At 67.3% G+C, this 24025-nt stretch carries 22 protein-coding genes; 14 read left to right on the top strand and 8 right to left on the bottom strand.

Going from position 1 to position 24025, the window contains the following annotated elements; translation table 11 throughout:
- Positions 1-273 precede the first annotated feature (273 nt).
- The 6 genes from CFB34_RS34240 (at position 274) to CFB34_RS34265 (ending at position 5094) form a co-directional block, all read left to right on the top strand.
- Positions 274-1674 carry a cytochrome ubiquinol oxidase subunit I gene (locus tag CFB34_RS34240; protein WP_089444121.1) on the top strand — a complete coding sequence of 467 codons (1401 nt, stop codon included), beginning with the start codon at positions 274-276 and terminating at the stop codon, positions 1672-1674.
- A 3-nt stretch (positions 1675-1677) separates the two neighbouring features.
- A complete protein-coding gene (gene cydB, locus CFB34_RS34245; protein ID WP_089444122.1) occupies positions 1678-2685 on the top strand; it encodes a cytochrome d ubiquinol oxidase subunit II in 1008 nt (335 codons plus the stop codon).
- Positions 2686-2875: 190 nt separating this feature from the next.
- Positions 2876-3796, top strand: coding sequence for a bestrophin family ion channel (locus tag CFB34_RS34250; RefSeq protein WP_089444123.1), 921 nt, complete (start codon positions 2876-2878; stop codon positions 3794-3796).
- Positions 3793-3936 carry a hypothetical protein gene (locus CFB34_RS34255; RefSeq protein ID WP_179243780.1) on the top strand — a complete coding sequence of 48 codons (144 nt, stop codon included), beginning with the start codon at positions 3793-3795 and terminating at the stop codon, positions 3934-3936. The genes CFB34_RS34250 and CFB34_RS34255 overlap by 4 nt, the downstream gene beginning before the upstream one ends.
- Before the next feature lie 81 nt (positions 3937-4017).
- Positions 4018-4404, top strand: a complete 387-nt coding sequence (locus tag CFB34_RS34260) for a VOC family protein (RefSeq protein WP_089444124.1) — start codon at positions 4018-4020, stop codon at positions 4402-4404.
- Between the two features lie 279 nt (positions 4405-4683).
- Positions 4684-5094, top strand: a complete 411-nt coding sequence (locus CFB34_RS34265; protein ID WP_089444125.1) for a VOC family protein — start codon at positions 4684-4686, stop codon at positions 5092-5094.
- A 122-nt stretch (positions 5095-5216) separates the two neighbouring features.
- Here the strand turns inward: CFB34_RS34265 and trpS are convergent, their stop codons facing one another.
- Entirely contained in the window at positions 5217-6230 is a 1014-nt protein-coding gene (gene trpS, locus CFB34_RS34270) for a tryptophan--tRNA ligase (protein WP_089444126.1), read from the bottom strand.
- Between the two features lie 212 nt (positions 6231-6442).
- Complete coding sequence (locus CFB34_RS34275) at positions 6443-6598, bottom strand: hypothetical protein (protein ID WP_179243781.1); 156 nt, start codon at positions 6596-6598, stop codon at positions 6443-6445.
- 695 nt (positions 6599-7293) lie between these two features.
- On the opposite strand from CFB34_RS34275, the gene CFB34_RS34280 reads away from it, so the two are divergent.
- From CFB34_RS34280 to argE, 4 genes are all read left to right on the top strand, one after another.
- A complete protein-coding gene (locus CFB34_RS34280; RefSeq protein WP_089444127.1) occupies positions 7294-8634 on the top strand; it encodes an NAD(P)/FAD-dependent oxidoreductase in 1341 nt (446 codons plus the stop codon).
- Positions 8635-8709: 75 nt separating this feature from the next.
- Entirely contained in the window at positions 8710-9147 is a 438-nt protein-coding gene (locus CFB34_RS34285) for a RidA family protein (RefSeq protein WP_069249465.1), read from the top strand.
- Positions 9148-9155: 8 nt separating this feature from the next.
- A complete protein-coding gene (locus CFB34_RS34290; RefSeq protein WP_089444128.1) occupies positions 9156-9833 on the top strand; it encodes a DUF1028 domain-containing protein in 678 nt (225 codons plus the stop codon).
- The gene (gene argE / locus CFB34_RS34295; RefSeq protein WP_089444129.1) at positions 9826-10989 is read left to right on the top strand and encodes an acetylornithine deacetylase; all 1164 of its coding nucleotides are present in this window, start codon (positions 9826-9828) and stop codon (positions 10987-10989) included. The genes CFB34_RS34290 and argE overlap by 8 nt, the downstream gene beginning before the upstream one ends.
- Before the next feature lie 83 nt (positions 10990-11072).
- Here argE and CFB34_RS34300 read toward each other — a convergent pair whose 3' ends face one another.
- Entirely contained in the window at positions 11073-11996 is a 924-nt protein-coding gene (locus tag CFB34_RS34300) for a LysR substrate-binding domain-containing protein (RefSeq protein WP_089444130.1), read from the bottom strand.
- 393 nt (positions 11997-12389) lie between these two features.
- Between CFB34_RS34300 and CFB34_RS34305 the strand changes: the two genes are divergently transcribed.
- The gene (locus CFB34_RS34305; RefSeq protein ID WP_089444131.1) at positions 12390-13811 is read left to right on the top strand and encodes a cytosine permease; all 1422 of its coding nucleotides are present in this window, start codon (positions 12390-12392) and stop codon (positions 13809-13811) included.
- A 108-nt stretch (positions 13812-13919) separates the two neighbouring features.
- Here CFB34_RS34305 and CFB34_RS34310 read toward each other — a convergent pair whose 3' ends face one another.
- The 5 genes from CFB34_RS34310 to CFB34_RS34330 form a co-directional block, all read right to left on the bottom strand.
- A complete protein-coding gene (locus tag CFB34_RS34310; protein WP_089444132.1) occupies positions 13920-16199 on the bottom strand; it encodes an FdhF/YdeP family oxidoreductase in 2280 nt (759 codons plus the stop codon).
- A 126-nt stretch (positions 16200-16325) separates the two neighbouring features.
- Positions 16326-19175 (bottom strand): AAA family ATPase, encoded by a 2850-nt coding sequence (locus CFB34_RS34315; protein ID WP_089444133.1) that lies wholly within the window; start codon positions 19173-19175, stop codon positions 16326-16328.
- Positions 19176-19795: 620 nt separating this feature from the next.
- Positions 19796-20065 (bottom strand): hypothetical protein, encoded by a 270-nt coding sequence (locus tag CFB34_RS34320; protein ID WP_089444134.1) that lies wholly within the window; start codon positions 20063-20065, stop codon positions 19796-19798.
- A gap of 104 nt (positions 20066-20169) precedes the next feature.
- Positions 20170-20985 (bottom strand): family 1 encapsulin nanocompartment shell protein, encoded by an 816-nt coding sequence (locus CFB34_RS34325; protein ID WP_089444135.1) that lies wholly within the window; start codon positions 20983-20985, stop codon positions 20170-20172.
- A 515-nt stretch (positions 20986-21500) separates the two neighbouring features.
- On the bottom strand, positions 21501-22541 hold the full coding sequence (locus CFB34_RS34330) for a Dyp-type peroxidase (RefSeq protein WP_089444136.1): 1041 nt from the start codon (positions 22539-22541) through the stop codon (positions 21501-21503).
- Between the two features lie 385 nt (positions 22542-22926).
- Here CFB34_RS34330 and CFB34_RS34335 point away from each other — a divergent pair, with 385 nt between their 5' ends.
- Genes CFB34_RS34335 through CFB34_RS34345 form a run of 3 tightly spaced genes read left to right on the top strand, consistent with a single transcriptional unit; the run spans position 22927 to position 24002 of the window.
- Entirely contained in the window at positions 22927-23316 is a 390-nt protein-coding gene (locus CFB34_RS34335; protein WP_089444137.1) for a LysR family transcriptional regulator, read from the top strand.
- Entirely contained in the window at positions 23313-23762 is a 450-nt protein-coding gene (locus CFB34_RS34340; protein WP_089444138.1) for a phosphate-starvation-inducible PsiE family protein, read from the top strand. Before CFB34_RS34335 ends, CFB34_RS34340 begins: the two co-directional genes overlap by 4 nt.
- A 12-nt stretch (positions 23763-23774) precedes the next feature.
- Positions 23775-24002 carry a hypothetical protein gene (locus CFB34_RS34345; RefSeq protein ID WP_242808748.1) on the top strand — a complete coding sequence of 76 codons (228 nt, stop codon included), beginning with the start codon at positions 23775-23777 and terminating at the stop codon, positions 24000-24002.
- The last annotated feature ends 23 nt before the right edge of the window (positions 24003-24025 follow it).

Genomic DNA, 24025 nt, shown 5'->3' on the forward strand with positions numbered 1-24025 from the left:
CGCCGGATGTACAGCGCTGCAATGCGGAAAGCAGTACAGCTGACCATCCCGCAGGCACGAAATGTGTTTTCCGTGCACACATCTTCGGCGGCGTAAGCAGCACAGTTTCAACGCACGTTCGAACGATTGCGAGTATCGTTGCAAACGCGATATCGTCATTCACGCTTCGATGCCATGCGAGTGACCGTTTGTGTTCGCATGTGTTGTCGCCAAGCCGTCGCGCGATTTCCTGCTTCGAGCGTACGTCCTCACAACCACGAGCAAATTACGGTCATGGAAATCTTCGATGCGTTCCATCTCGCCCGCTTGCAATTCGCGTTCACGGTGTCGTTCCACATCGTGTTTCCCGCGATCAGCATCGGTATGGCGAGCTTCCTGGCAGTGCTGGAATGGCGCTACCTCGTCACCGGCGATGCCGCCTACAAATCCATGTTCCAGTTCTGGTCGAAGATCTTCGCGATCGGCTTCGGGATGGGCGTGGTCTCCGGCGTCGTGATGGCGTACGAGTTCGGCACCAACTGGGCCGGCTTCTCGCGCGTCGCGGGCAACATCACCGGCCCGCTCCTCACGTATGAAGTGCTGACGGCGTTCTTCCTCGAAGCCGGCTTCCTCGGCGTGATGCTGTTCGGCTGGCAGCGCGTGAGCCCCCGCGCACACTTCTTCGCGACGCTGATGGTCGCGGTCGGCACGCTGATCTCGACGTTCTGGATCCTCGCGTCGAACAGCTTCATGCAGACGCCGCAGGGCTACAAGATCGAGAACGGGCTCGTCGTGCCGGTCGACTGGTTCAAGATCGTCTTCAACCCGTCGTTCCCGTACCGACTCGTGCACATGACGATCGCGGCGTTCATCGTCGCGGGCTTCATCGTCGCCGCGTGCGGCGCGTGGCACCTGCTCAAGGGGCGCCGCGACGAGCCGGTGAAGCGCAGCTTCTCGATGGCGCTGTGGATGCTGCTGGTGCTTGCGCCGATCCAGATCGTCGTCGGCGATGCGCACGGGCTGAACACGCGCGAATACCAGCCGGCGAAGATCGCGGCGATCGAGGGGCTGTGGGAAACCGAGAAGGGCGGCACCGCGCTGAACCTCGTCGGGTTGCCCGACATGCAGGCCGAAACCACGCGCTATGCGATCCAGGTGCCGCACCTCGGCAGCCTGATCCTCACGCACAGCTGGGACGGCGAGATTCGCGGGCTGAAGGAATTCCCGCCGCAGGACCGCCCGTATTCGCCGATCCTGTTCTGGACGTTCCGGATCATGGCGGGCCTCGGGATGCTGATGCTGCTCACCGCGCTGCTCGGGCTGCTGCTGAGAAAGGGCGGGCGCCTGTATGAAACGCGCTGGTTCCAGTGGTTCGTGGTGGCGATGGGGCCGTCGGGCATCGTCGCGCTGCTGGCCGGCTGGATCACCACGGAGGTCGGGCGGCAGCCCTGGACCGTGTACGGCGTGCTGCGCACCGTCGATTCGGTCTCCCCGCTCACCGCGCAGCAGGTCGGCGTGTCGCTGCTGGTCTTCGTGGTCGTGTATTTCCTGGTGTTCGGAACGGGTATCTATTACATGATGAAACTGATGAAGCGCGGGCCGGCTGCCCAGGCCGGGTATATCGAGCTGCACCGGCATCCGGGGCTGCGCAAGAGCGCGCTGTCCACGCCGCTGAACGTCACCGAAGCGGAGTAAGCCATGCACATCGATCTTCCTGTCATTTGGGCCGCGATCATCGGCCTCGGCGTATTCATCTACGTGATGCTGGACGGCTTCGATCTCGGCATCGGCCTGCTGTTTCCGTTCTTCGATGCGAAGGCCGAGCGCCAGGTGATGCTCGACACCGTCGCACCGGTGTGGGACGGCAACGAGACGTTCCTGGTGCTCGGCGGTGCGGGGCTCTATGGCGCGTTCCCGGTCGTGTATTCGACGCTGCTGCCGGCGAACTACCTGCCGCTGGTGCTGATGCTGGTCGGCCTGATCTTCCGCGGGGCGGCGTTCGAGCTGCGCGCGAAGGCCACCCGCACGCAACACATGTGGGATCTCGCGTTCATCGGCGGCTCGGCGCTGGCCGCGTTCTGCCAGGGGATCGTGCTCGGTTCGCTGCTGCAGGGCATCAAGATCGAGAACAACCAGTTCGCGGGCGGGCCGTTCGACTGGCTGTCGCCGTTCAGCCTGCTGTGCGGGATCGGCGTGCTCGTCACGTATGCGACGCTCGGCTGCGGCTGGCTGATCCTGAAGGTCGACGGTGAACTGCAGCGCAAGATGCGGTTGCTGATGAAGCCGCTCGCGGGCGTGCTGCTCGCCGTGATGGGCGTGGTCAGCCTGTGGACCGTGATCGGGCTGCCGGCCGTCGCGCATCGCTGGTTCGGCAGCGGCAACCTCGGCTGGTTCCTGCCGGTGCCGGTGCTCGTCGTCGCCTGCGTGTGGGGCATCTTCCACACGGTGAAGCGCGCGCACGAGGCCACGCCGTTCCTGCTGACGCTCGCGCTCGTGTTCCTCGGCTACACGGGGCTCGTGATCAGCATCTGGCCGAACATCGTGCCGCCGTCGCTGTCGATCTGGGACGCGTCGTCGAGCCATTCGAGCCAGCTGTTCGCGCTCGTCGGCACCGTGATCGTGCTGCCGATCATCCTCGTGTACAACGCGATGCAGTACCGCGTGTTCCGCGGCAAGGTGCGCGAGGGCGACATCGGTTATCACTGAGCGGCTATCACTGAGCGGCCATCACTGAACGCCGCATGAGGTGACGGGCAGGGCGGGCGCGGGCGTATCATCACGCGCAGCGCGTTGCCCGCCCCGGCCTTCACCCGGCAGCGGCCCGCCACGCGCGGGCCGTTGCGCATCGGGCACCGGCGCGCCGCTTGATGCATTCCCTGGCAGTCGAGAAAACACCATGATCGTCCGACCACAACAAAACTGGCTCAGGATGCTGTTCGTCTGGAACGGCTCCGTGCTGCAATCGATCATTCCGCAGCTCGTGTTCATGGCGGTCGTCAGCACGCTGGCGGTCTTCACGAACGGGCGCATCTTCGGCGAGAAGATCCCGCTCAACACCGCGCCGTTCACGCTGTTCGGGCTCGCGCTCGCGATCTTTCTCGGGTTTCGCAACAGCGCGAGCTTCGAGCGCTTCAAGGAGGCGCGGCATCTGTGGGGCAACCTGCTGATCGCGGCGCGGACGCTGACGTCGCAGTTCAATCGCTACCTGCCCGACAGCGTGAGCGACGCCGAGCGCAACCGGCTCGCCGACCTGCTGATCGCGCTCACCTATGCGCTCAAGCACCAGCTTCGTCATACCGATCCGACCGCGGACCTGCAGCGCATTCTCGGGGCGGAACGCACGGCCGAGCTGGGCGGCAAATGCTTCAAGCCGGTCGCGATCCTCGACGAGTTGCGCGGCGACATCGTCCGCGCGCTGGGCCGTGCGCCCGGTAGCGATGCGACCTGCTGGATGTTCGAGACGCAGCTCGACGAGGTCGGCAAATCGGTCGGTGGTTGCGAACGCATCCTGTCGACGCCGATCCCGTTCTCGTACAGCGTGCTGCTGCATCGCACCGTGTATGCGTATTGCGTGCTGCTGCCGTTCGGTCTCGTCGACTCGACGGAGTTCTTCACGCCGCTGATCTGCGTGTTCATCTCGTACACGCTGATCGCGCTCGAAGCGATCGCGAGCGAGGTGGCCGAGCCGTTCGGCCTCGCGCCGAATGCGCTGGCGCTCGATGCGATATCGCGCACGATCGAGCGGTCGGTGCTCGAACTGGGCGACCGCCCGCTGCCGGAGGAGTTCGTGCCGGCGTCGACGTACCAGATCACGTGAGCGACGGCACGTCGCGGCGCTGCGTCGATTTCGGGCCGGCGTCGGGCGGCAGGGTCGGGCGAGTCGTGCGTATCCTGCACGATCCCGACCGCGATCCGGTGATCGCCGACGACTTCGACTGGGCTACCTGCGTACGCTGATCGACGGCGGTGATGTGTTTGTCATCGATTTCGGCGAAGAATAGCGGCAGGGCGGTAGCTGCCGCGACAGGAGCGATTGAAATGCGAATCTACGTGACGAGTATCTTTGTCGACGACCAGGACACGGCGTTGACGTTCTATACCGACAAGCTCGGATTCAAGCTGAAGAACAACGTGCCGGTGGGCGAGACCCGCTGGCTGACGGTCGTGTCGAAGGACCAGCCGGACGGCACCGAGCTGCTGCTCGAGCCGAGCCACCATCGCGCGGTCGGGCCTTACAAGCAGGCGCTGTACGAGGACGGCATTCCGGCGGCATCGTTCCAGGTCGACGATCTCGATGCGGAGTTCGCGCGGCTCACGGATCTCGGTGTCCACTTCACGCTGGAACCGATGGACGCGGGGCCCGTGCGCGTCGCGATCATCGACGATACGTGCGGGAACCTGATTCAGCTGATGCAAATGAAGTGACGTAACACGCCGCGCGCCGGGCGCTCAGCGCACCGCGCACCGCGACCGGCGGCGCATCGTGCATCCCGCTGCGCTCGTGCGTGCGGCGCGGGATGCGCCATCCGCGTTCGTTTTGTACCGGCAGGTCGCGAGTGGACCAGCGGCCGCTCCGCCGTCGGCTCGGATAGTCGCTCGAGCGACGGTGGCGGAGGCGCAGAATCGCCCACGAGCAGCAGGGTGACTCCGGTGCGAAATGCCCCGCTCAGGTAGACTCGTGTGCCCTTCAACGGAGTGGATGCGATGCAATTGCTCGATCACGTGTCAATCAGCGTGCCGGATATCGACCTGGCACGCCCGTTCTACGATGCCATCATGGCCGCGCTCGGCGCAGCCAAGGTTTATGACCGGCCGACCGCGCTCGGCTATGGCGAACGTTGCAACGCGAACGACACCGCATCGACTTTCCTGGCGGTCTATCTGGATCCTGCTGAAATCGGCGCGAGCAAGCGGCACTGGTGTTTCAAGGCGGCGAGCCGCGCGCAGGTGGATGCGTTTTTCGAAGCCGGCCTGGCGACGGGCGGGCGGTCCGACGGTGAACCCGGCTTGCGGCCGCATTACCACGGCGACTACTACGGCGCGTTTCTCGTCGACCCGGCCGGCAATCGGGTCGAGGCGGTGTGCAATGCGTCCGTGCCGGCGCAGGCATCGTGATGAAGGTGCGGTTCACTCGACACTCGCTCGATCGCTCGCGCACGTGACGCGGTGAACGCCACGCGCCGGCTCGATACCGACCGGCGCGCAAAGCGGGTTCGCGTGCTCGCAGCCGGTGCCGTTCAATCGAAGTAATTCAACCCCATCGCGCCCTTCACCTCGGCGAGCGTCGCGCCGGCCACGTCGCGTGCGTGCATCGTGCCGCGCTTCAGGATCGCCATCACTTCGGCCTTGTCGGCCTCGAATTCGCGGCGGCGCGCGCGGATCGGCTCGATCAGCGCCTGCAGCCGCTCGTTCAGCACGGGCTTGACGACGCTGTCGCCGAGCCCGCCGCGACGGTAGTGCGCCTTCAGCTCGTCGACCTTCTGCACGTCGGGTTCGAACGCATCGAGGAACGTGAACACGACGTTGCCCTCGACCTGGCCGGGATCGCTCACGCGCAGGTGGTTCGGGTCGGTGTACATGTCCTTCACCGCTTGCGCGATCTCGTCCGGCGTCGAGCCGAGCGTGATCGCGTTGCCGAGCGACTTGCTCATCTTCGCCTTGCCGTCGATCCCCGGCAGCCGCGTGACCGCCGACAGCACGGCCTCGCATTCGACCAGCACCGGCTGCTCGACGGTCGCGTTGAAGCGGCGCACCAGTTCGTTGGTCTGCTCGATCATCGGCAACTGGTCGTCGCCGACCGGCACGTGCGTTGCCTTGAACGCGGTGATGTCGGCCGCCTGGCTCACCGGGTACGTCAGGAAGCCGGCCGGGATGTCACGCTCGAAACCGCGCAGGCGGATCTCTTCCTTGATCGTCGGATTGCGTTCGAGGCGCGCGACCGTGACGAGGTTCAGCAGGTATTGCGACAGCTCGGCGAGCTCGGGCACCTGCGACTGCACGACGATCGTCGAGATCGCGGGATCGATGCCGACCGCGAGATAGTCGAGCGCGACCTCGATCACGTTCTCGGTGACGCGCTGGCGGCGGCCCATGTTGTCGGTCAGCGCCTGCGTGTCGGCGAGCAGCAGGAACTGTTTCGCTTCGTGCTGCATCTGCACGCGCGCGCGCAGCGAGCCGATGTAGTGGCCGAGATGCAGCGGGCCGGTCGTGCGGTCGCCGGTGAGGATGGTCGGTCGGGTCGGGTGGGTCATGTTGGTCGTGGCTCCAGGTTATCGAAGCCGCCAGCCATGGTGTCTGCGCAGAAACGCAAATGCCGCCATCGCTGGCGGCATCACGTTTGGGACATGCAAAAGGAAACGGGCCGCCTGGGTCAGGCGCGCCACCAGCAATGTACGTTCGGCGAGGCGGGTCGGGTTTCCATCGCGTGAGTATAGCGTAGTGCGGGGTTGGATGGCCGGGCGCGTCAGCGGATCACCGACTCCATCGCGAGGTACGCGGTTTCGGCCGACGGCCACAGCAGGTACAGCAGGCCGGCCATCAGCAGCAGCGCGCCGGCGCGCGCCAGCGGCGTGCGGTCTTTGTGGTGCGGGGTGCGGGGGGGCTGCTTCGGTTTCTTCATGCTTGCAGGCGCGGGGAGCGCCACTCCAACGGTTGCTGCAACGGGTCGCGCGGGGCGATGCCGTGGTGTTGCGGGGTTCGACGGGGCTGTGGGGTACCGTGTTGCCCGGGCTGGGCGGCAGGGATTGCGGGGCGATCCATTAAAAGGGATCGATCGGGTATCCTGTGCCTGCCTTTCATGCCGAGGCGACCGGCATCCTACCAGTTTGGCGATGTGTGCATAGTCAAGAATTGTCGGGGGGCGTGCGGCCGGCGGCGGCACCTCCGACTCGCTGTGGTTCACAACGCTTGCGGTGCGTAGCGCGGAGCCGTCGCCGATGATCGCGACGACGGGCTTCCGGCCTGCCGTCTTGGCCCCGGCGATAGGCCGACCGTCGTTCCCTGACCCGATCCGAGGACGTGCGACCACGGTAATTGTGCAACGGCCTGTTGCACAAACTTCGGCTGCGGAAAGGCTTGTTCGAGGGCGCGCATGTACTTGATTCGCACCGCAGCCAGACATGAACATCGTCTCTCGTGTGCGCACCAGAAAGCCACCCGCACCGCTCGCCACGCCCACCACCCCCAGCTTTTTGTTCGTCAACACCAACAAAAATCATCATTTCGCGCCTGCCTGCGCATCAGCAGAATGTCTCCATTCCAACTCACGCGACCGTCCGAACGTCGCGCCGAGCCGCACTTCAGAAGGAGACAGCCGTGGCAGTCGAAACAACTTCAATCGATACGCTCGTCGTGGGCGCCGGTCAGGCCGGCGTGGCCATGAGCGAGCACCTGGGCAAGCTGGGCGTACCGCATCTCGTGCTGGAGCGCAGCCGCATCGCCGAGCGCTGGCGCACGGGGCGCTGGGATTCGCTGGTCGCGAACGGCCCCGCGTGGCACGACCGCTTCCCCGGCCTCGAATTCGACGGCCTCGATCCCGATGCGTTCGCAACGAAAGACCAGGTCGCCGACTACTTCGAAGCGTACGCGCGCAAGTTCAACGCGCCGATCCGTACCGGCGTCGAGGTGAAGCAGGTCGTGCGCAATGCCGGCAAGCCGGGTTTCATCGTCGAGACGTCCGACGGCACGATCGAGGCGAACCGCGTGGTCGTCGCGACCGGGCCGTTCCAGCGCCCGGTGATTCCGCCGATCGCGCCGGACGACGCGCGCCTCGTGCAGATTCATTCCGCCGACTACCGCAACCCGGCGCAGCTTCCGGACGGCGCGGTGCTGGTGGTCGGCGCGGGGTCGTCGGGCGTGCAGATCGCCGACGAGCTGCAGCGCGCGGGCCGGCAGGTGTACCTGTCGGTCGGCCCGCACGATCGGCCCCCGCGTGCGTATCGCGGCCGCGATTTCTGCTGGTGGCTCGGCGTGCTCGGCGAATGGGACAAGGAAGTCGCGACGCCCGGCCGCGAACACGTGACGATCGCGGTGAGCGGCGCGCGCGGCGGCCATACGGTGGATTTCCGCAAGCTCGCGAACCAGGGCGTGACGCTCGTCGGGCTGACGAAGTCGTTCGACGGCGGCGTGGTCACGTTCGAGCGCGATCTGGCGATCAACCTCGCACGCGGCGACGAGAACTACCTGTCGCTGCTCGACGCGGCCGACGCCTATGCGGCGCGCAACGGCCTCGACCTGCCGGAAGAACCGGAAGCCCGCCGCATCCTGCCGAATCCCGATTGCGTCGCGCATCCGATCCTCGCGCTCGACCTTGCCGGCGCGGGCGTCACGTCGATCGTCTGGGCGACCGGCTACGCGGTCGACTACGGCTGGCTGAAGGTCGACGCGTTCGCCGACAACGGCAAGCCGCAGCACCAGCGCGGCGTGTCGAAGGAGCCGGGCATCTATTTCCTCGGGCTGCCGTGGCTGTCGCGGCGCGGCTCCAGCTTCATCTGGGGCGTGTGGCACGACGCGCGGCACATCGCCGATCACATCGCGATCCAGCGCACCTACCTCGAGTACCACGACGCGTCGCAGCGCCGCTCGACCGCGCAAGCGGAGCAGGACGTTGCCGTGCCTCATGCCGACACGCAGCCGCTCGCCGACGCGGTGAACTGACCGAACCCCCGCCGCCCGCCGCACCGCGTCTGCTTCCGGTGCGGCGGCGTGACCCCTGACGACTGAAGGATTCCGATGAGCCAACCCACCCATACCCGTATCCGCATGTTCAACACGAAGGATACCTATCCGAACCAGACGCTCGACAACGACCTGTGCCAGGCCGTGCGGGCGGGCAATACCGTCTACGTGCGCGGCCAGGTCGGCACCGATTTCGACGGCAGGCTGATCGGCCTCGGCGATCCGCGAGCGCAGGCCGAGCAGGCGATGAAGAACGTCAAGCAGCTGCTGGAGGAAGCCGGCAGCGACCTCACGCACATCGTGAAGACGACGACCTACCTGATCGATCCGCGCTATCGCGAGCCGGTGTATCAGGAAGTCGGCAAGTGGCTGAAGGGCGTGTATCCGATCTCGACGGGGCTCGTCGTATCCGCGCTCGGCCAGCCGCAGTGGCTGATGGAAATCGACGTGATCGCCGTGATCCCGGACAACTGGCAGCCGAACCGCGCATAGGGGGCGACATGACTTTCTCCATCGTCGGGCGTTGCCCGGAGACGGGCCAGCTCGGCATCGCGATCAGCTCGTCGAGCATCGCGGTGGGCGCGCGCTGTCCGTGGGTGCGCGCGGGCGTCGGCGCCGTCGCGACGCAGAACATCACGCTGCCGGCGCTTGGGCCCCAGATCCTCGACCTGATCGAGCACGAGCAGCTCGCGCCCGCCGCGGCGCTCGACCGCGCGCTCAGCGCGAACGGCTGGAGCCAGTACCGGCAGGTCACGGTGATCGACGGGCAGGGGCAGACGGCCTGCTTCACCGGCAAGGAAGCGCTCGGCACGCATCACGCGGTGCAGGGCGAGCAATGCGTGGCGGCGGGCAACCTGCTGGCCGCGCCGGCCGTGATCGACGCGATGGCGCGCGCCTTCGAACAGGCGCCCGGCCTGCTCGCCGATCGCCTGCTGGCCGCGATGCGCGCGGCGATGGCAGCCGGCGGCGAGGCAGGGCCGGTGCATTCGGCCGCGCTGAAGGTGGCCGGTGACGTGACCTGGCCGATCGTCGACCTGCGCGTCGACTGGGCCGAGGCCGATCCGATCGGGCAGCTCGATGCGCTGTGGCACGCGTATCGGCCGCAGATGCAGGACTACCAGACGCGCGCGCTGAACCCCACGGCCGCGCCGAGCTACGGAGTGCCGGGCGATGAATGACACGTCGAGCCGCGCGCTGCTGGAACGGCTGATCGGTTTCGCGACGGTCAGCCGCGAGTCGAACCTGGAGATGATCGGCTTCATCCGCGACTATCTCGCGGGCTTCGGCGTCGAAAGCGAACTGTTCTACAACGCGGAACGCACGAAAGCGAGCCTGTACGCGACGATCGGGCCGCGTGATCGCGGCGGCATCGCGCTGTCGGGCCATACCGACGTGGTGCCGGTCGACGGGCAGGCGTGGACGGTCGAGCCGTTCCGGCTGACCGAGCGCGACGGCCGTCTGTACGGCCGCGGCACGGCCGACATGAAGGGCTTCATCGCGTCGGTGCTCGCGGCCGTGCCGGCGTTCGTGGCCCGGCCGCTGAGCATGCCCGTGCATCTCGCGTTCTCGTACGACGAGGAAGTCGGCTGCCTCGGCGTGCGGCCGATGCTCGATGCACTGGCCGCGCGCGAGCACCGGCCGCGCCTGTGCCTGATCGGCGAGCCGACCGAACTGAAGCCGGTGCTCGGTCACAAGGGCAAGCTCGCGATGCGCTGCCATGTAAAGGGTGCCGCTTGCCACTCGGCGTACGCGCCGTCGGGCGTCAACGCGATCGACTATGCGGCGAAGCTGATCGGCCGGCTCGGCGAGATCGGCGCGGCGCTCGCGCGACCGGAACGGCACGACGCGCGATTCGATCCGCCGTTCTCGACGGTGCAGACCGGGCTGATCAAGGGCGGCCGCGCGCTGAACATCGTGCCGGCCGAATGCGAGTTCGATTTCGAGGTGCGCGCGCTGCCGGATTTCGATGCGCACGACGTGCCGAGGAAGTTGCAGGACTATGCGGAATCCGAACTGTTGCCGAGGATGCATGCGGTGCAGCCCGATACCGACATTCAACTGCAGCCGCTGGGCGCGTATCCGGGGCTGGCGACCGCGCCGGACAGCGAGGCCGCGCGCCTGCTCGCGATGCTGAGCGGCTCCGATGCGTTCGGCACGGTGGCGTTCGGCACCGAGGGCGGGCTATATGGCGAGGCCGGCATTCCGACCGTGGTGTGCGGGCCCGGCAGCATGGACCAGGGGCACAAGCCCGACGAGTTCGTCACGCTCGACCAGCTGCACGGCTGCGACGCGATGCTGGAGCGGCTGGCCGCCTATCTCTCCGCAGCCATCTGACGCGGCACGCCTGACCGACACGCACGCACCGCCTCCCGCGGCGCGTGCGTTTTCGTGTTCCTTCCGGTTCCTTGTCGCACCGTTTATCGCGCCGTCTCCGCGACGATCTGCGCAAGCCGCTCGCGGCAGAAATCGACGAACGACTGCGCCTGCTTCGTGAGTTGCCCGCGCTTCAGCCGCGCGCTCACGAGCCCCGACGGGCTCACCGTTTCGCTCAAGCCGATCGTCACGACGCGCTGGCCGTCGTACGTGTATTCGGAGTGCGGGCGCGTGACGAGCAGCGAGAAGCCGAACCCCTGGCCGACCATCCCGCGCACCATCTCGATCGACGGCGAGCCGAACACGATGTTCGGCGTGAGCCCGAGTTCGTGAAAGAGGCTGACGAAATACGTGCGGCTCGGCTGCACGTCGAGCAGGATCATCGGCTCGACACAGAGGTCGCGCAACGACACGTGCGTCTGGCCCGCGAACCGGTGGTTCTCCGGCAACAGCACGTACGGCTGCTGCGGCGGCATCAGCGGCTCGGTCTCGATCGTGCCGTCGAGATCGTGGTCGTACATCAGCGCGAGATCGAATGTGCCCGACGTCAGGCCCTGCACGAGTTCCTGCTGGTCGCCGTCGCGCAGCCGGATGTTCACGCCCGGGTAGCGCTCGCGAAAGCCCGCGATCAGTTGCGGCAGATAGAGCGGCGCGACCGTCTCGAAGCAGCCGATGTCGATCTGCCCGGTGATCACGTCGTTGTCGGCGAGCGCGTTCTGTTCGAATTCGTGCGCGATGCGCAGCAGCTCCTGCGCCTTCCGGTAGAAGCGTGTGCCGCTCGGCGTGAGCGACACGCCCTGCGCGTGATGGCGGATGAACAGCTTCACGCCGAAGCTTTCCTCCAGACCCTTGATCGCGCTGGAGATCGACGGCTGCGCGATGAAGAGCTGGCGCGACGCCTCGGCGACGCTGCCGGATTCCACGGTCGTCACGAAGTATTTCAGTTGCCGCAAAGTGTAGTGAGCCACAAGCACCTCTGATGCACGGCCCCGGCGTGCCGCCGCGGGCGCAATCTGTCCATGGTTTGCGTAGCACCTTACCTGAAAGCCCGCCGGCGCCGAAATGTCCGCTGCAGAGCTTTTTCGTATGTCGCGGAAATATTTTTAGTATTTTCCGGTCGCGCAGGTCGTGGCGCACCATCGTCTCCAACCTGGATCAAGAAGCAAACGACGCGGCCGCGCACGCACCGGCGGGATCGGTTATCCGTCCCCGCATGCGCATCGTCCGCTTCGCTCGACCCGCCGCCCGTGCACGCGGCGCGTCGTCGCTCGCGTATCCGGACCCGATTGCAGGCGCGCACCCCAACGCGCGTCGGCTGACACGGCAAGCGCGCATCGCCGCGCAGGACAGGAGACATCACCATGACGAACGTGGACCGCAACGCGTCCCCGATGATAGAGAAGCACACGATCGGCTACGTGCCGCCCGCGGAGCGCCACGGCAAGGTGCGCGACCTGTTCACGCTCTGGTTCGGCGGCAACATCGCGCCGCTGCCGATCGTGACCGGCGCGCTCGGCGTGCAGCTCTTCCACCTGAACCTGATGTGGGGCATCGTCGCGATCGTCGTCGGCCAGGCGGTCGGCGGCGTGCTGATGGCGCTGCATTCGGCGCAGGGGCCGCAGATGGGCATCCCGCAGATGATCCAGAGCCGCGCGCAGTTCGGCTCGTGGGGCGCGCTGCTCGTGACCGTGATCGCGGCCGTGATGTACGTCGGCTTCTTCGCGTCGAACATCGTGCTGGCCGGCAAGTCGGTGCACGGTATCGCGTCGTCGGTGCCGGTGCCCGTCGGCATCGTGATCGGCGCGGTGGGCTCGGGGCTGATCGGGATCGTCGGCTACCGGTTCATCCACATCCTGAACCGGATCGGCACGTGGGTGCTCGGCATCGGCATCCTGGTCGGCTTCTGGATGATCCTCACGCACGTGACGACCGACGATTTCCTGACGCGCGGCGGCTTCAACTTCGCCGGCTGGCTCGCGACGGTATCGCTGTCGGCGTTGTGGCAGATCGCGTTCGCGCCGTACGTGTCGGACTATTCGCGCTATCTGCCGGAAAACGTCGGCGTGGCGTCGACGTTCTGGGCGACCTATCTCGGCTGCACGATCGGCTCGACGCTCGCGTTCATCTTCGGCGCGGTCGCGGTGCTCGCGGTGCCGGCCGGCGCGGATGCGATGGATGCGGTCAAGCAGGCGACGGGCCCGCTCGGCCCGCTGATGCTCGTGCTGTTCCTGCTGAGCGTGATCAGCCACAACGCGCTGAACCTGTACGGCGCGGTGCTCGCGGTGATCACGTCGGTGCAGACGTTCGCGTACAAGTGGATTCCGACCGCGAAGGCGCGCGCGGTGGTGTCGGTCGTGATCTTCGTCGCCTGCTGCTACGCGGCGATCGGCGCGTCGACGAACTTCGTCGGCAACCTCGTCGATCTCGTGCTCGCGCTGCTCGTCGTGCTGGTGCCGTGGACGGCGATCAACCTGATCGACTTCTACGTGATCCACAAGGGCAAGTACGACATCAAGTCGATCTTCATGGTCGATGGCGGGATCTACGGCCGCTTCAACCCGCAGGCGCTGCTCGCGTATGCGATCGGCATCCTCGTGCAGATTCCGTTCATGAACACGCCGATGTATGCGGGCCCGATTCCGGCGCATCTCGGCGGCGCGGACCTGTCGTGGCTGGTCGGGCTCGCGCTGACGTCGCCGCTGTACTACTGGCTTGCGTCGCGTGACAGCGCGTACCGGCGCCGGCAGACGGGCGCGACGATGCCGCCGACGGCGGCGCGGTAATAGCGGGGAAGGAAGGGGGCCATCGCACCCGTCGAGACACGGTGGCCCGTGGGGAAGGTCGGGCCGGCTCGCGGTAGCCTGTACGCCGCGAGCCGGCCCGTCAGTCGGTCAGACCACCGCCGAGCGCGCGACGCGCACCGGCACCGACTTGTACGACGGCGTGCCGCTTTCCTTGTCGATGTAGTCGAGCGGCACGAGCACGTTCGCTTCCGGGTAGTACGCGCCGACCGACCCCGGCGCGATGTCGTACTCGATCGCGGTGATCTTCTCGAGGCGCAGCGCGCGACCCGATGCGGTGACCGTCTCGATGTCGACGAGATCGCCGTGTTCGAGCCCGTACTTCGCGAGATCGGCGGGGTTCATGAACAGCACGTCGCGCCGGCCGAACACGCCGCGATAACGGTCGTCGAGCCCGTAGATCGTCGTGTTGTACTGGTCGTGGCTGCGCAGCGTGATCAGCCGCAGCACCTGTTCGGCGCCGAGCACGTCGGCGTCTTCCTTCACGCCCTTGTAGACCGAGAACATCGCCTTGCCGGTCGGTGTCGGCCACACGCGCTCGGTGGGCGGCAGCGGCAGGCGGAAGCCGCCCGGCGTGCGGATCCGCTCGTTGAACGCCTCGAAGCCGGGCACCGTGCGGTCGATCAGGTCGCGGATGCGGTCGTAGTCGTCGATCAGGTCGAGCCACGCGACCTTGCTGGCCGGCAGCGTCGCATGCGCGATGCCCGCGACGATCGCCGGCTCGGAGCGCAACTGGTCGGACGCCGGCTTGAGCTTGCCGGCCGACGCGTGAACCATCGACATCGAATCCTCGACGGTGATCGACTGCCGGCCGGTGGCCTGCATGTCGAGCTCGGTGCGGCCGAGCACCGGCAGCACGAAGGTTTCCTTCGCGACCAGCAGGTGCGAGCGGTTCAGCTTGGTGCCGAGATGCACGCTCAGGTCGAGCTTCGCCATCGCCGGGAACGACTGCTCCGGATCGGGCAGCGCGACCGCGAAGTTGCCGCCGAGGCACAGCAGCGCCTTCGCGGTGCCGTCGATCATCGCCTGCATCGCCTGCACGGCGTCATGCCCGTGATGGGCGGGCGGCGTGAAGCCGCACACGTCCTCGATCTTCTTCAGGAACTCGGCCGACGGCTTCTCGGTGATGCCGACCGTGCGGTTGCCCTGCACGTTCGAGTGGCCGCGCAGCGGGCACACGCCGGCGCCGGGCTTGCCGATGTTGCCGCGCATCAGCAGCAGGTCGGCGATCAGGCGCACGGTTGCGGTGCCCTTGTTGTGCTGCGTGACGCCCATCCCGTACGTGACGATCGTCGCGTTCGACTTCGCGTACGCGAGCGCGACCTGTTCGAGCTGCGCCTGGCTGAGCCCGCTCGCGCGCTCGATGTCGTCCCACGACGTGGCTTCGAGGTCGGCCGAGAACGCGTCGAAGCCGTTGGTGTGCTGCGCGATGAAGTCGCGGTCGAGCACGTTGCCGCGCTCGGCTTCGAGCTGCAGCAGCGCCTTCATGATGCCCTTCAGCGCGGCCGCGTCGCCGCCGGCGTCGACCTGGTAATACGTCGATGCGATGCGGGTCGAGCCGAACGACGCCATCTCGATCATGTCCTGCGGATCGGCGAAGCGTTCGAGCGCGCGTTCGCGCAGCGGGTTGAACACGATGATCGGCACGTTGCGGCGCGCGCACTCGTGCAGTGTGCCCATCATCCGCGGGTGGTTCGTACCGGGGTTGTGGCCGATCGAGATGATCAGCTCGCAGTGGTCGAAATCCTCCAGCGACACGGTGCCCTTGCCGATGCCGATCGACTGCGGCAGGCCGACGCTGGTCGGCTCGTGGCACATGTTCGAGCAGTCGGGGAAATTGTTGGTGCCGAGTTCACGCGCGAACAGCTGGTACAGGTACGCGGCTTCGTTCGACGCGCGGCCCGACGTATAGAACTCGACCTGGTCGGGCGGCAGCGCGCGCAGCACTTCGCCGATGCGCGCGAACGCGTCGTCCCATTCGATCGCGCGGAACGTGTCGGTCGCGCGGTCGTAGACGAGCGGATGCGTGAGCCGGCCCATGTTCTCCAGCTCGTAGTCCGACATGCGCAGCAGCGACGACACGGTGTTCGCCGCGAAGAACTCGGGCGTCACGCGCTTGGTCGTCGCTTCCCACGTGACGGCCTTCGCGCCGTTCTCGCAGAACTGGAACGTCGACTTGTGTTCCTTGTCGGGCCACGCGCAGCCGGGGCAGTCGAAGCCGTCGGGCTGGTTGGTCCGCATCAGCACGATCGGCGCCTCGATGGTTTCCATTTGCGTGCGCACCGCATCGGCTGTCGCGCGAAGCGCGCCCCAACCACCGGCGGGCCCGTCGTACTTCCTGATGCCTGGCACTTCGCGTCGATTTGTCATGTTGAATCTCCATCAGCCTTACCCGGTGCGGGCGGCTCGGTTTGCGCCGTGTCGCGGCGTGGGGCGGCTCCGTCCGGTGGACGGAGCCGGTCATGCGTGCCCCGGGCGTGCGGGGCATGCTGTTTTTCAGTGCGCGTCCTTCTTCGCGCCGGACGACTTCTTGCCGGACGCTTTCGCGGCCGGCGCGGGCGGCGGGGCGTCGGCGGGCGTGTCGCCGGCCTTCGCATCGTCGGTGGCCTTGGCCGCCTTGCCGTTCGGTTTCGCCTTGCCGTCGGCGTCCTTCTTCGCGTCCTGGGTCGCCTTCGCTTCAGGCGCCGCGAGCTTGGTGAACTTCACTTCGTCGCTGGCCTTGTCGTAGTCGACCTCGCACCGGTCGCCCGACTTCAGCCGGTCGGCGAGGATCTCCTTCGCGAGCCGGGTCTCGATGGTCTGGCGGATCTGGCGCTTCAGCTCGCGTGCGCCGAACTCCGGCTGGTAGCCGGCTTCGGTCAGGTGCTCGACGAGCGCATCGCCCATCACGAGCGTGATGTCCTGCGCGGCGGCGGTGCGCACCACGCGGTCGAGCTGGATCTGCACGATCGCGCGGATGTTCTCCTTCGACAGCGCGTGGAAGACGATCACCTCGTCGATCCGGTTCAGGAACTCGGGGCGGAAATGGCCCTTCAGCACCTGCATCAGTTCCTCGCGGATCGCCTTGTCGGTCTTGCGCGCGGCTTCCGGCTGCGTGAGGTTGTCCATGATGATCGCGGCGCCGAGGTTGCTCGTCGCGATGATGATCGTGTTGCTGAAGTCGACCACGCGGCCCTTGCCGTCGGTCAGGCGGCCGTCGTCGAACACCTGCAGCAGCACGTTGTAGACGTCCGGATGCGCCTTCTCGATCTCGTCGAGCAGGATCACGCTGTACGGGCGGCGCCGCACGCGCTCGGTGAGCTGGCCGCCTTCGTCGTAGCCGACGTAGCCGGGCGGCGCGCCGATCAGCCGCGCGACCGCGTGCCGCTCCATGTACTCGGACATGTCGATGCGGATGATCGCCTGTTCGTCGCCGAACACGGTCTCGGCCAGCGCCTTCGCGAGCTCGGTCTTGCCGACGCCCGTCGGCCCGAGGAACAGGAACGTCGCGATCGGCCGGTGCGTCTGGCCGAGCCCCGCGCGCGACAGCCGCACGGCATCGCTGACGGCCACCACCGCGTCACTCTGGCCGACCACGCGCTCGCGCAGCTGCTCTTCCATCTTCAGCAGCTTCTGGCGTTCTTCCTGCGTGAGTTCGGAAACCGGGATGCCGGTGAGCCGCGACACGACTTCGGCCACCGATTCGACGGTGACCTCGAGCGTCTCGGAGCCGGTCTTGCGCTGCCACGCCTCCATCATCTCGTCGACGGATTTCTGCTTCGCGTTGATCTGCTCCTCGAACTGCTTCGCTTCGTCGAAGCGCTTGCGCGACGTCGCGTAGTCCTGCTCGCGCTTCAGTTGCGCGATCTGCGCTTCGCCTTCCTGGATGTCGACCGGGCGCGAGGTCGCGCCGATCCGCACGCGCGCGGCGGCCTGGTCGATCAGGTCGATCGCCTTGTCGGGGAGGAAGCGCGACGTGATGTAGCGATCGGCGAATTCCGCGGCCGCGACGAACGCGTCGTCGGCGAACGTCACCTGGTGATGCGCCTCGAGGCTGTCGCGCAGCCCGCGCAGGATCACGATCGTCTGCTCGACGCTCGGCTCCGGCACGAACACCGGCTGGAAGCGCCGTTCGAGCGCGGCGTCCTTCTCGATGTACTTCTGGTATTCGTTGAGCGTCGTCGCGCCGATCAGGCTCAGCTCGCCGCGCGCGAGCGCGGGCTTCAGCACGTTCGCGATGTCGAGGCCGCCTTCGCCGCCGCCCTGGCCGGCACCGACGATCGTGTGCAGCTCGTCGATGAACAGGATCAGTTCGTCCTGCTTCGCCGTGACTTCGTCGATCAGCTGCTTCGCGCGCTCCTCGAACTCGCCGCGATATTTCGCGCCGGCCACCATCGAGTTGATGTTGACTTCGACGAGCCGCTTGTCGCGCAGCACCTCGGGCACGTCGCCGTTGACGATCCGCTGCGCAAGCCCTTCGACGATCGCCGTCTTGCCGACGCCCGGCTCGCCGATCAGCACCGGATTGTTCTTCTTGCGGCGCGCGAGCACCTCGATCGTGCTCTCGATTTCCTGCGCGCGGCCGAGCACCGGGTCGAGCTTGCCCTGGCGCGCGATCGCGGTGAGGTCGCGGCCGAACTTGTCGAGGTTCGGCGTGCCGGTCGGCGCATCGACGCGGCCGTCCTCGGCGCCTTTGCCGACCACCTTCACGACTTTCTGGCGCAGCGCCTCGGGCGTCACGCCGTATTTCTTCAGCAGCGTGCCGGCGACGCTGTCCGGCACCGATGCGAGCCCGATCAGCAGGTGCTCGGGGCCGATGTACGAGTGGCCGAGATCGCGCGACGCCTGGAACGCGTATTGCACGGCCTTCTTCACGCGCGGCGAGATCGACAGCTTGTCGAGCGGCGCATCGGGGTCGGCCGTGCCGGTGTGCGCATGCGCATCGATGTACGACTTGATGTCCTCCGGCGACAGCTTCAGTTCCTTCAGCAGCGCGGCGCACACGTCGGTGTCCGCGAGCGCGTACAGCAGGTGTTCGGAATCGAGCTCGCTGCGGCGCAGCTCGTGCGCCTTCTCGGCCGCGCGCTGCAGCAACTCCAGCGTCTGCTCGCTGAACGCGTCGGTCGGGTCGACCGATTCGCGCGGAATCTCGGCAGCGAGCGGCGATTCGTCGTCGAGCCCGCCGAACAGCGACGACGAGCCGCCACCGCCGAGCAGCGAATCGAACGGGTTCAGCATGCTCTGATGCCGCATCAGCTGACGGAAGTGGTAATCGCAGATCGAGATCGTCTTGCGCTCGCCGTCCTGCATCACGGTTGCGCGCGCGACGGCCGGCCGCGCGTGGCAGATATCGCAAAGTGCGGGCATGGTGGTCTGGCTCCTGTCGGTGAAAGTGGGTCGAAGGGTGAAGTCCCGATGCGGTGCGGCGCTTGGCGCTTCCCACCGCGAACGCACGACACGCGGCACGGCGGCGCGCGGGCGGCACCCGTGCTGTCATGCAGTGCGCGCCGGCGTCGTGCACGGTCGCGGTCAGGGCGGCAAGCGTGCGTGCCGGGAGGAGCCCACGGCATCGCTTCGACTGCGTTCAAAATAGCGAATCGGCGCAGGCTCTCCAAGGCACAGTTCCGCACCGGCCCGGCCGTGAATTGCACCCTCGCATGCGCGCGCGCACTGTTGGCAAGGAGTACAGACGGGCGGGCGCACGGCGCCACGGGCGTGCGCGGCGGGCGCAGCGTGGGAGGACAGGAAGCGGAAGCGGGCGGCGCGCGAACGGATCGCGGTGCGACATCGGCGCGCAGGGCGCCGGTTGCCGGGGGATGAAAGGCAGCGCGGGTGGAGAGGCGCGACGGAAGCGCCGCAGGGGGCGCGTGCCGCGAGCGGCCAAGCGCGACCGCGCACGCACCGCGGACGATGCGTGTGGGGCGGCCGAAGGCGAAGGCGGGTTGCACGGTCCGGGCCGGACGCGGCGCAACCGCGGCGTGCCGCGGTCAGTCCGAGAGGGTCATCGCAAGCCGCTGCCGGGCAATCTGCTTCACGTCCTGTGACAGTGCCTCATTCGGCAGGCCATTGGCCCAGACGGAAAACGAATCCTCGATCAGGTTGCGCGTGTCGGGCGGCAACTCCGCCAGGACCAGCGACAAGACGGTGAACAGCACGGCGGTGTCGCCGGCCTGGCTGCTCGCGTTCGCGTCGACCGCCTGCTTCAGGTGGTCGACCGACGCCTGCAGCGCCTGCAATGCCTCATTCGACTCGCTCATCACACACTCCATGCAAGATGGGTTTGATCGGCGACGAACCTGCGGCCGGCAGTGCGGCCGCTCGCGCGCGACGCCCGGCGGGCATCGCGCGCAGGCAACCGCGGTCAGGCGGCCGTGTTGCCCTGCGGCGCCACGGCCACCGATGCTTCGCTCGTGAGCATCAGGAACGTGAACGTTTCGCGCAGGTACAGGCGGACGACCTTGTCGGTATGACTCGTGTAGCCGATCGATACGTCTTCCCCGAGGTGCAGCTCGTAATCGCCGCCGCGCGTGGACAGCACGCAGCCGCCGCTGATCGCCGGCGCCCAGATGATCTCGCCGCTGACGATCCGCTTGATATGGCCGAGGACCGGATAGCCCTGGTCGCGCGCTTCGCTGAGCGCCGTGTATGCATCCGAGCCGAGCACGACCGAGTACGGGCCGTCGACGCCGGCAAGCCGCAATGCCTCGAGCGCGTCGCTGATCGCGTCGGGATACGCGGCGACGTCCGCCGGCAGCGTGAGCTTGCGGTTCGACGTGCCTTCGCGGATGCCGAGAATGCCGGCGGCCCGGTAGCCGTCGAAAATCGCGTCGTCTTCGGCGAACGCGAGCCGCTGCGCGGCGTCCTTCGCCGGTTGCCAGTCGGCGTCGCGCGCGCCGCGCTCGACGCTGTCGATCGCATCGCGGCTCAACTCGAACGGCACCGTCAGCTCGACGATGGTGCGGACTTCGCGCAGCCGCGCATTCACCAGCTCGCGCGGGGCGGCGACGTCGACGAGGTGCCCGGTGCCGACGGCCGACAGTTCGGGGCCTTCGGGGCCGTCGACGTCGACGACGCGGCGGCCGGCCACCGAGCGTTTGAACGTGCGTGCCACTTCCTCCTCGATTTGCTCCCAGGCGGCGGACGAGATCGGGGCGAGTTCGCGGTGCAGGTTATTCATGGGTTTGGGTTGCCTCACGTCAGCGAAAACACTTCAGGGTGGGCCGATCGGCTGACGGACTGCGTCTGAGCCCGGCAGGCCGATCGCGGACGAAAATGCATATTAGCAGGCTCTATTGACACTGCTGCAGCACAAATCGAAACGACACGCTGCGGTGGCGCAACTGTTCTGCAATTCACGTGAGGGGAGGGGCGGTGCGCTTGTGCTGCACGCCGCGACGTATGGCGATGCCCGGGTGCGCACCGGCGCCCGCGTCGCTCGGGCCGCGCTCGACGGCGTGCCGAACCCTTGGCGGTCGAGGGCCGATCGCGTGTCGCGCATTCTTACGAACATTCATCCGGCCGCGTTTCCGGACGCCGGGGCTCGGGCGCGTTCAGTCGGCGGGGCCGAGCCCGGATGAACCATAGGCGCAGCCTATTGAAGCTTTACCGCGAGTGGACGGCGTTCATGGCGCGACCGCTCGCTTCGCCCGGCGCGGGATTGGCGCGCCGGACTGCCCCTGGTGATGACCTGCGTTACGACGGCACGCCTTTCAGCGAGCCGATCTTCAGCGAGCCGTCGCGATGCGGCGCCGAGGATGCCGGTTCCGCTTCCACGGCCTCGGCCGCCGGCGCCGCGCGATCGGCGAGCGCTTCGAGCAGGTCGGCGGACGGCACGAAGAACAACGAGCCGGTGACCGCGCGGCTGTAGTCGAGCAGGCGGTCGTAGTTGCCGGGCGGGCGGCCGACGAACATGTTCTCGAGCATCTGCTCGATCGGCGCCGGCGAGCGCGCATAGCCGATGAAATAGGTGCCGAATTCGCCCGCGCCCGGGCGCCCGAACGGCATGTTGTCGCGCAGGATCTTCACTTCCTGGCCGCCCTCGTCGAGCGTGGTCAGCGAGCTGTGCGAGCACGACGGCTTCACGTCCGGCGCGAGCTCGATGTCGGCGAGCTTGGTGCGGCCGATGATGCGCTCCTGCGTCTCGACCGCGAGCGCGTTCCAGCCGGCCATGTCGTGCAGGTACTTCTGCACGATCACGTAGCTGCCGCCGGCGAATTCCGCGTCCTCGTCGCCGATCACCGTGAAGTCGACCGCCTCGCGGCCTTCCGGGTTCTCGGTGCCGTCGACGAAGCCGATCATCGCGCGCTGGTCGAAATTGCGGAAGCCGTGCACCTCGTCGACGACCGTGACGGCATCGCCGAGCGCGCCGAGCAGCTGCGTCGCGAGTTCGAAGCACAGGTCCATCGCTTCCGCGCGAATGTGCAGCAGGATGTCGCCCGGCGTCGCGACCGCGACGCGCTGGCCCGCGCCGAATTCGCGGAACGGATGCAGCGCGGCGGGGCGCGGTTGGCCGAACAGCGCATCCCACGCGTCGGCGCCGAAGCCGCACACGCAGGTGAGGTTGCCGCCCGGCACGCGCTTGCCGACCGAGCGCACGAGCGCGGCGATATCGCCGCACCATGAGCGGATCGTGTCGGCGTGATCGGCGCCGGGATTGATTGTCGCGACGAGGAAGATCGCGCTGCGCGTGATCGGGCTGTGAACGTTTTGGGGAAGCGGGGGAGGTGTCTGCATCGTGGGCTGCCGGTCAGTCAGGTCGGGACGGAAGTGCCGTGGCGCGGGAGGGCGAACGGTTGAACTGTGTCATGCGACTGTTCTCTTTGTGTCACGCGGATGAAGGACGCTGTGCGGGCATCCCGCAACGGGCCGCAGCGGTGGCGGCCGCACCGGGCGCGCGACCTGCCCGCACCGCGTGACGTCGTCGAGCAAACAATCTAGCAGCTTCGGCCGGTCTTTGGAACACGAAACACCAAACTGTCATGCGAATGCGTCAAACAGGGCCGGATTTTGGCCGTCACCCGCGCAGCTGTACTCCTGGCGCATGCGGCGCTGTGCTCTTGAGCGTGCGTGCCGCGTGCAGTAGATTAGGTCCCGCTGCGCCGCCACGAGGAGCGTCATCATGAACCTGCTGGAAGCGATGCGTGTGTATGTCGCGGTGGTCGAGCATGGCGGCCTGTCCGGTGCGGCGTCCGAGTTGCACCTTGACGAAGCGCAGGTGAGCGAACGGATCGACGGCCTCGAACGGTATCTCGGCTGCCGCCTGCTGCTGTGCCGCGACCACGACGACGTCGCCTGCACCGATGCGGGTGACGCGTTCCACGTGTGCTGCCGCCGGACGCTGTCCGCGGTCGAGCAGGCGACCGGCGCGGCCGGCCCGCATGCGCCCGACATGTCGGACAGGCCGGATCGACCCGACGCGCACGATGCCGTGCATGCCGCCGCGCGCGACGTGACGTTCCCGCCGCCGCCCGGCGCCGTTCAAGCCTCAACCCAGCGACTGTCACCTTGAATACGACCACCATTGCCTGCTCGCCCGCCGAGCGCATCCGCCGCCGCTTCGGCCATTTCCTTCACGCGGCCGAACTGGCCGGGCTGATCGTGATCGGGCTCGCGACCGCGTTCGCGATGGCGCAGGAAGCGTGGAAGGTCGTGCTCGCGGGCGAGGTGTCGCTGACCGACCTGCTGCTGATGTTCCTGTATCTCGAAGTGCTCGCGATGGACGTGCGCTACCTGCGGCTCGGCCGCTTGCCCGTGCGGTTTCCGCTGTTCATTGCGATGACGTCGCTCGCGCGCGACCTGATACTGCGCGGCGCAACCGACAGCCCCGAACGGATGCTGATGACGACGGTCGGGATCGTGCTGCTCGCCGTCGGCGTGCTGATCCTGAGTTTCGGTCAGCACCGCTTCCCGGCCGACGTCGCCGATGTCGAGGACGATGCGCACGCGCACCGGTAAGGCGCCGCATGCATGATCGATGTCCCTGAAGGAGGGTGCCGGATGATGACGAATTCCGTCGAAACGAAACGGGCGATCGAGCTGCAGCACGCGGCGTCGGACGCCTACCGGCTGGCGCGCGACACGCGCGATGCCGATCCTGCGCTCGCCCGCGCACCCACCGTCGCCGGGTTGCAGCGAGAAGCAGCCTACGCCTATGCCGACGCGGCGCGTGCACGCGAGGCGGCCATCGGCATCTGAATCGAAACCTTGGCGTGCCGCAT

Origin of the sequence: Burkholderia sp. HI4860, assembly GCF_002223045.2 — a bacterium.
Lineage (GTDB): Bacteria > Pseudomonadota > Gammaproteobacteria > Burkholderiales > Burkholderiaceae > Burkholderia.

Coding starts and splice junctions, on each gene's coding strand:
- CFB34_RS34320 (WP_089444134.1), bottom strand. CDS start 20,065: ATGAGCGAGTCGAATGAGGCATTGCAGGCGCTGCAGGCGTCGGTCGAC.
- CFB34_RS34275 (WP_179243781.1), bottom strand. CDS start 6,598: ATGAAGAAACCGAAGCAGCCCCCCCGCACCCCGCACCACAAAGACCGC.
- CFB34_RS34325 (WP_089444135.1), bottom strand. CDS start 20,985: ATGAATAACCTGCACCGCGAACTCGCCCCGATCTCGTCCGCCGCCTGG.
- CFB34_RS34290 (WP_089444128.1), top strand. CDS start 9,156: ATGACTTTCTCCATCGTCGGGCGTTGCCCGGAGACGGGCCAGCTCGGC.
- CFB34_RS34315 (WP_089444133.1), bottom strand. CDS start 19,175: ATGCCCGCACTTTGCGATATCTGCCACGCGCGGCCGGCCGTCGCGCGC.
- CFB34_RS34345 (WP_242808748.1), top strand. CDS start 23,775: ATGATCGATGTCCCTGAAGGAGGGTGCCGGATGATGACGAATTCCGTC.
- CFB34_RS34260 (WP_089444124.1), top strand. CDS start 4,018: ATGCGAATCTACGTGACGAGTATCTTTGTCGACGACCAGGACACGGCG.
- CFB34_RS34330 (WP_089444136.1), bottom strand. CDS start 22,541: ATGCAGACACCTCCCCCGCTTCCCCAAAACGTTCACAGCCCGATCACG.
- CFB34_RS34335 (WP_089444137.1), top strand. CDS start 22,927: ATGAACCTGCTGGAAGCGATGCGTGTGTATGTCGCGGTGGTCGAGCAT.
- CFB34_RS34250 (WP_089444123.1), top strand. CDS start 2,876: ATGATCGTCCGACCACAACAAAACTGGCTCAGGATGCTGTTCGTCTGG.
- CFB34_RS34310 (WP_089444132.1), bottom strand. CDS start 16,199: ATGACAAATCGACGCGAAGTGCCAGGCATCAGGAAGTACGACGGGCCC.
- argE (WP_089444129.1), top strand. CDS start 9,826: ATGAATGACACGTCGAGCCGCGCGCTGCTGGAACGGCTGATCGGTTTC.
- cydB (WP_089444122.1), top strand. CDS start 1,678: ATGCACATCGATCTTCCTGTCATTTGGGCCGCGATCATCGGCCTCGGC.
- trpS (WP_089444126.1), bottom strand. CDS start 6,230: ATGACCCACCCGACCCGACCGACCATCCTCACCGGCGACCGCACGACC.
- CFB34_RS34240 (WP_089444121.1), top strand. CDS start 274: ATGGAAATCTTCGATGCGTTCCATCTCGCCCGCTTGCAATTCGCGTTC.
- CFB34_RS34285 (WP_069249465.1), top strand. CDS start 8,710: ATGAGCCAACCCACCCATACCCGTATCCGCATGTTCAACACGAAGGAT.
- CFB34_RS34305 (WP_089444131.1), top strand. CDS start 12,390: ATGACGAACGTGGACCGCAACGCGTCCCCGATGATAGAGAAGCACACG.
- CFB34_RS34265 (WP_089444125.1), top strand. CDS start 4,684: ATGCAATTGCTCGATCACGTGTCAATCAGCGTGCCGGATATCGACCTG.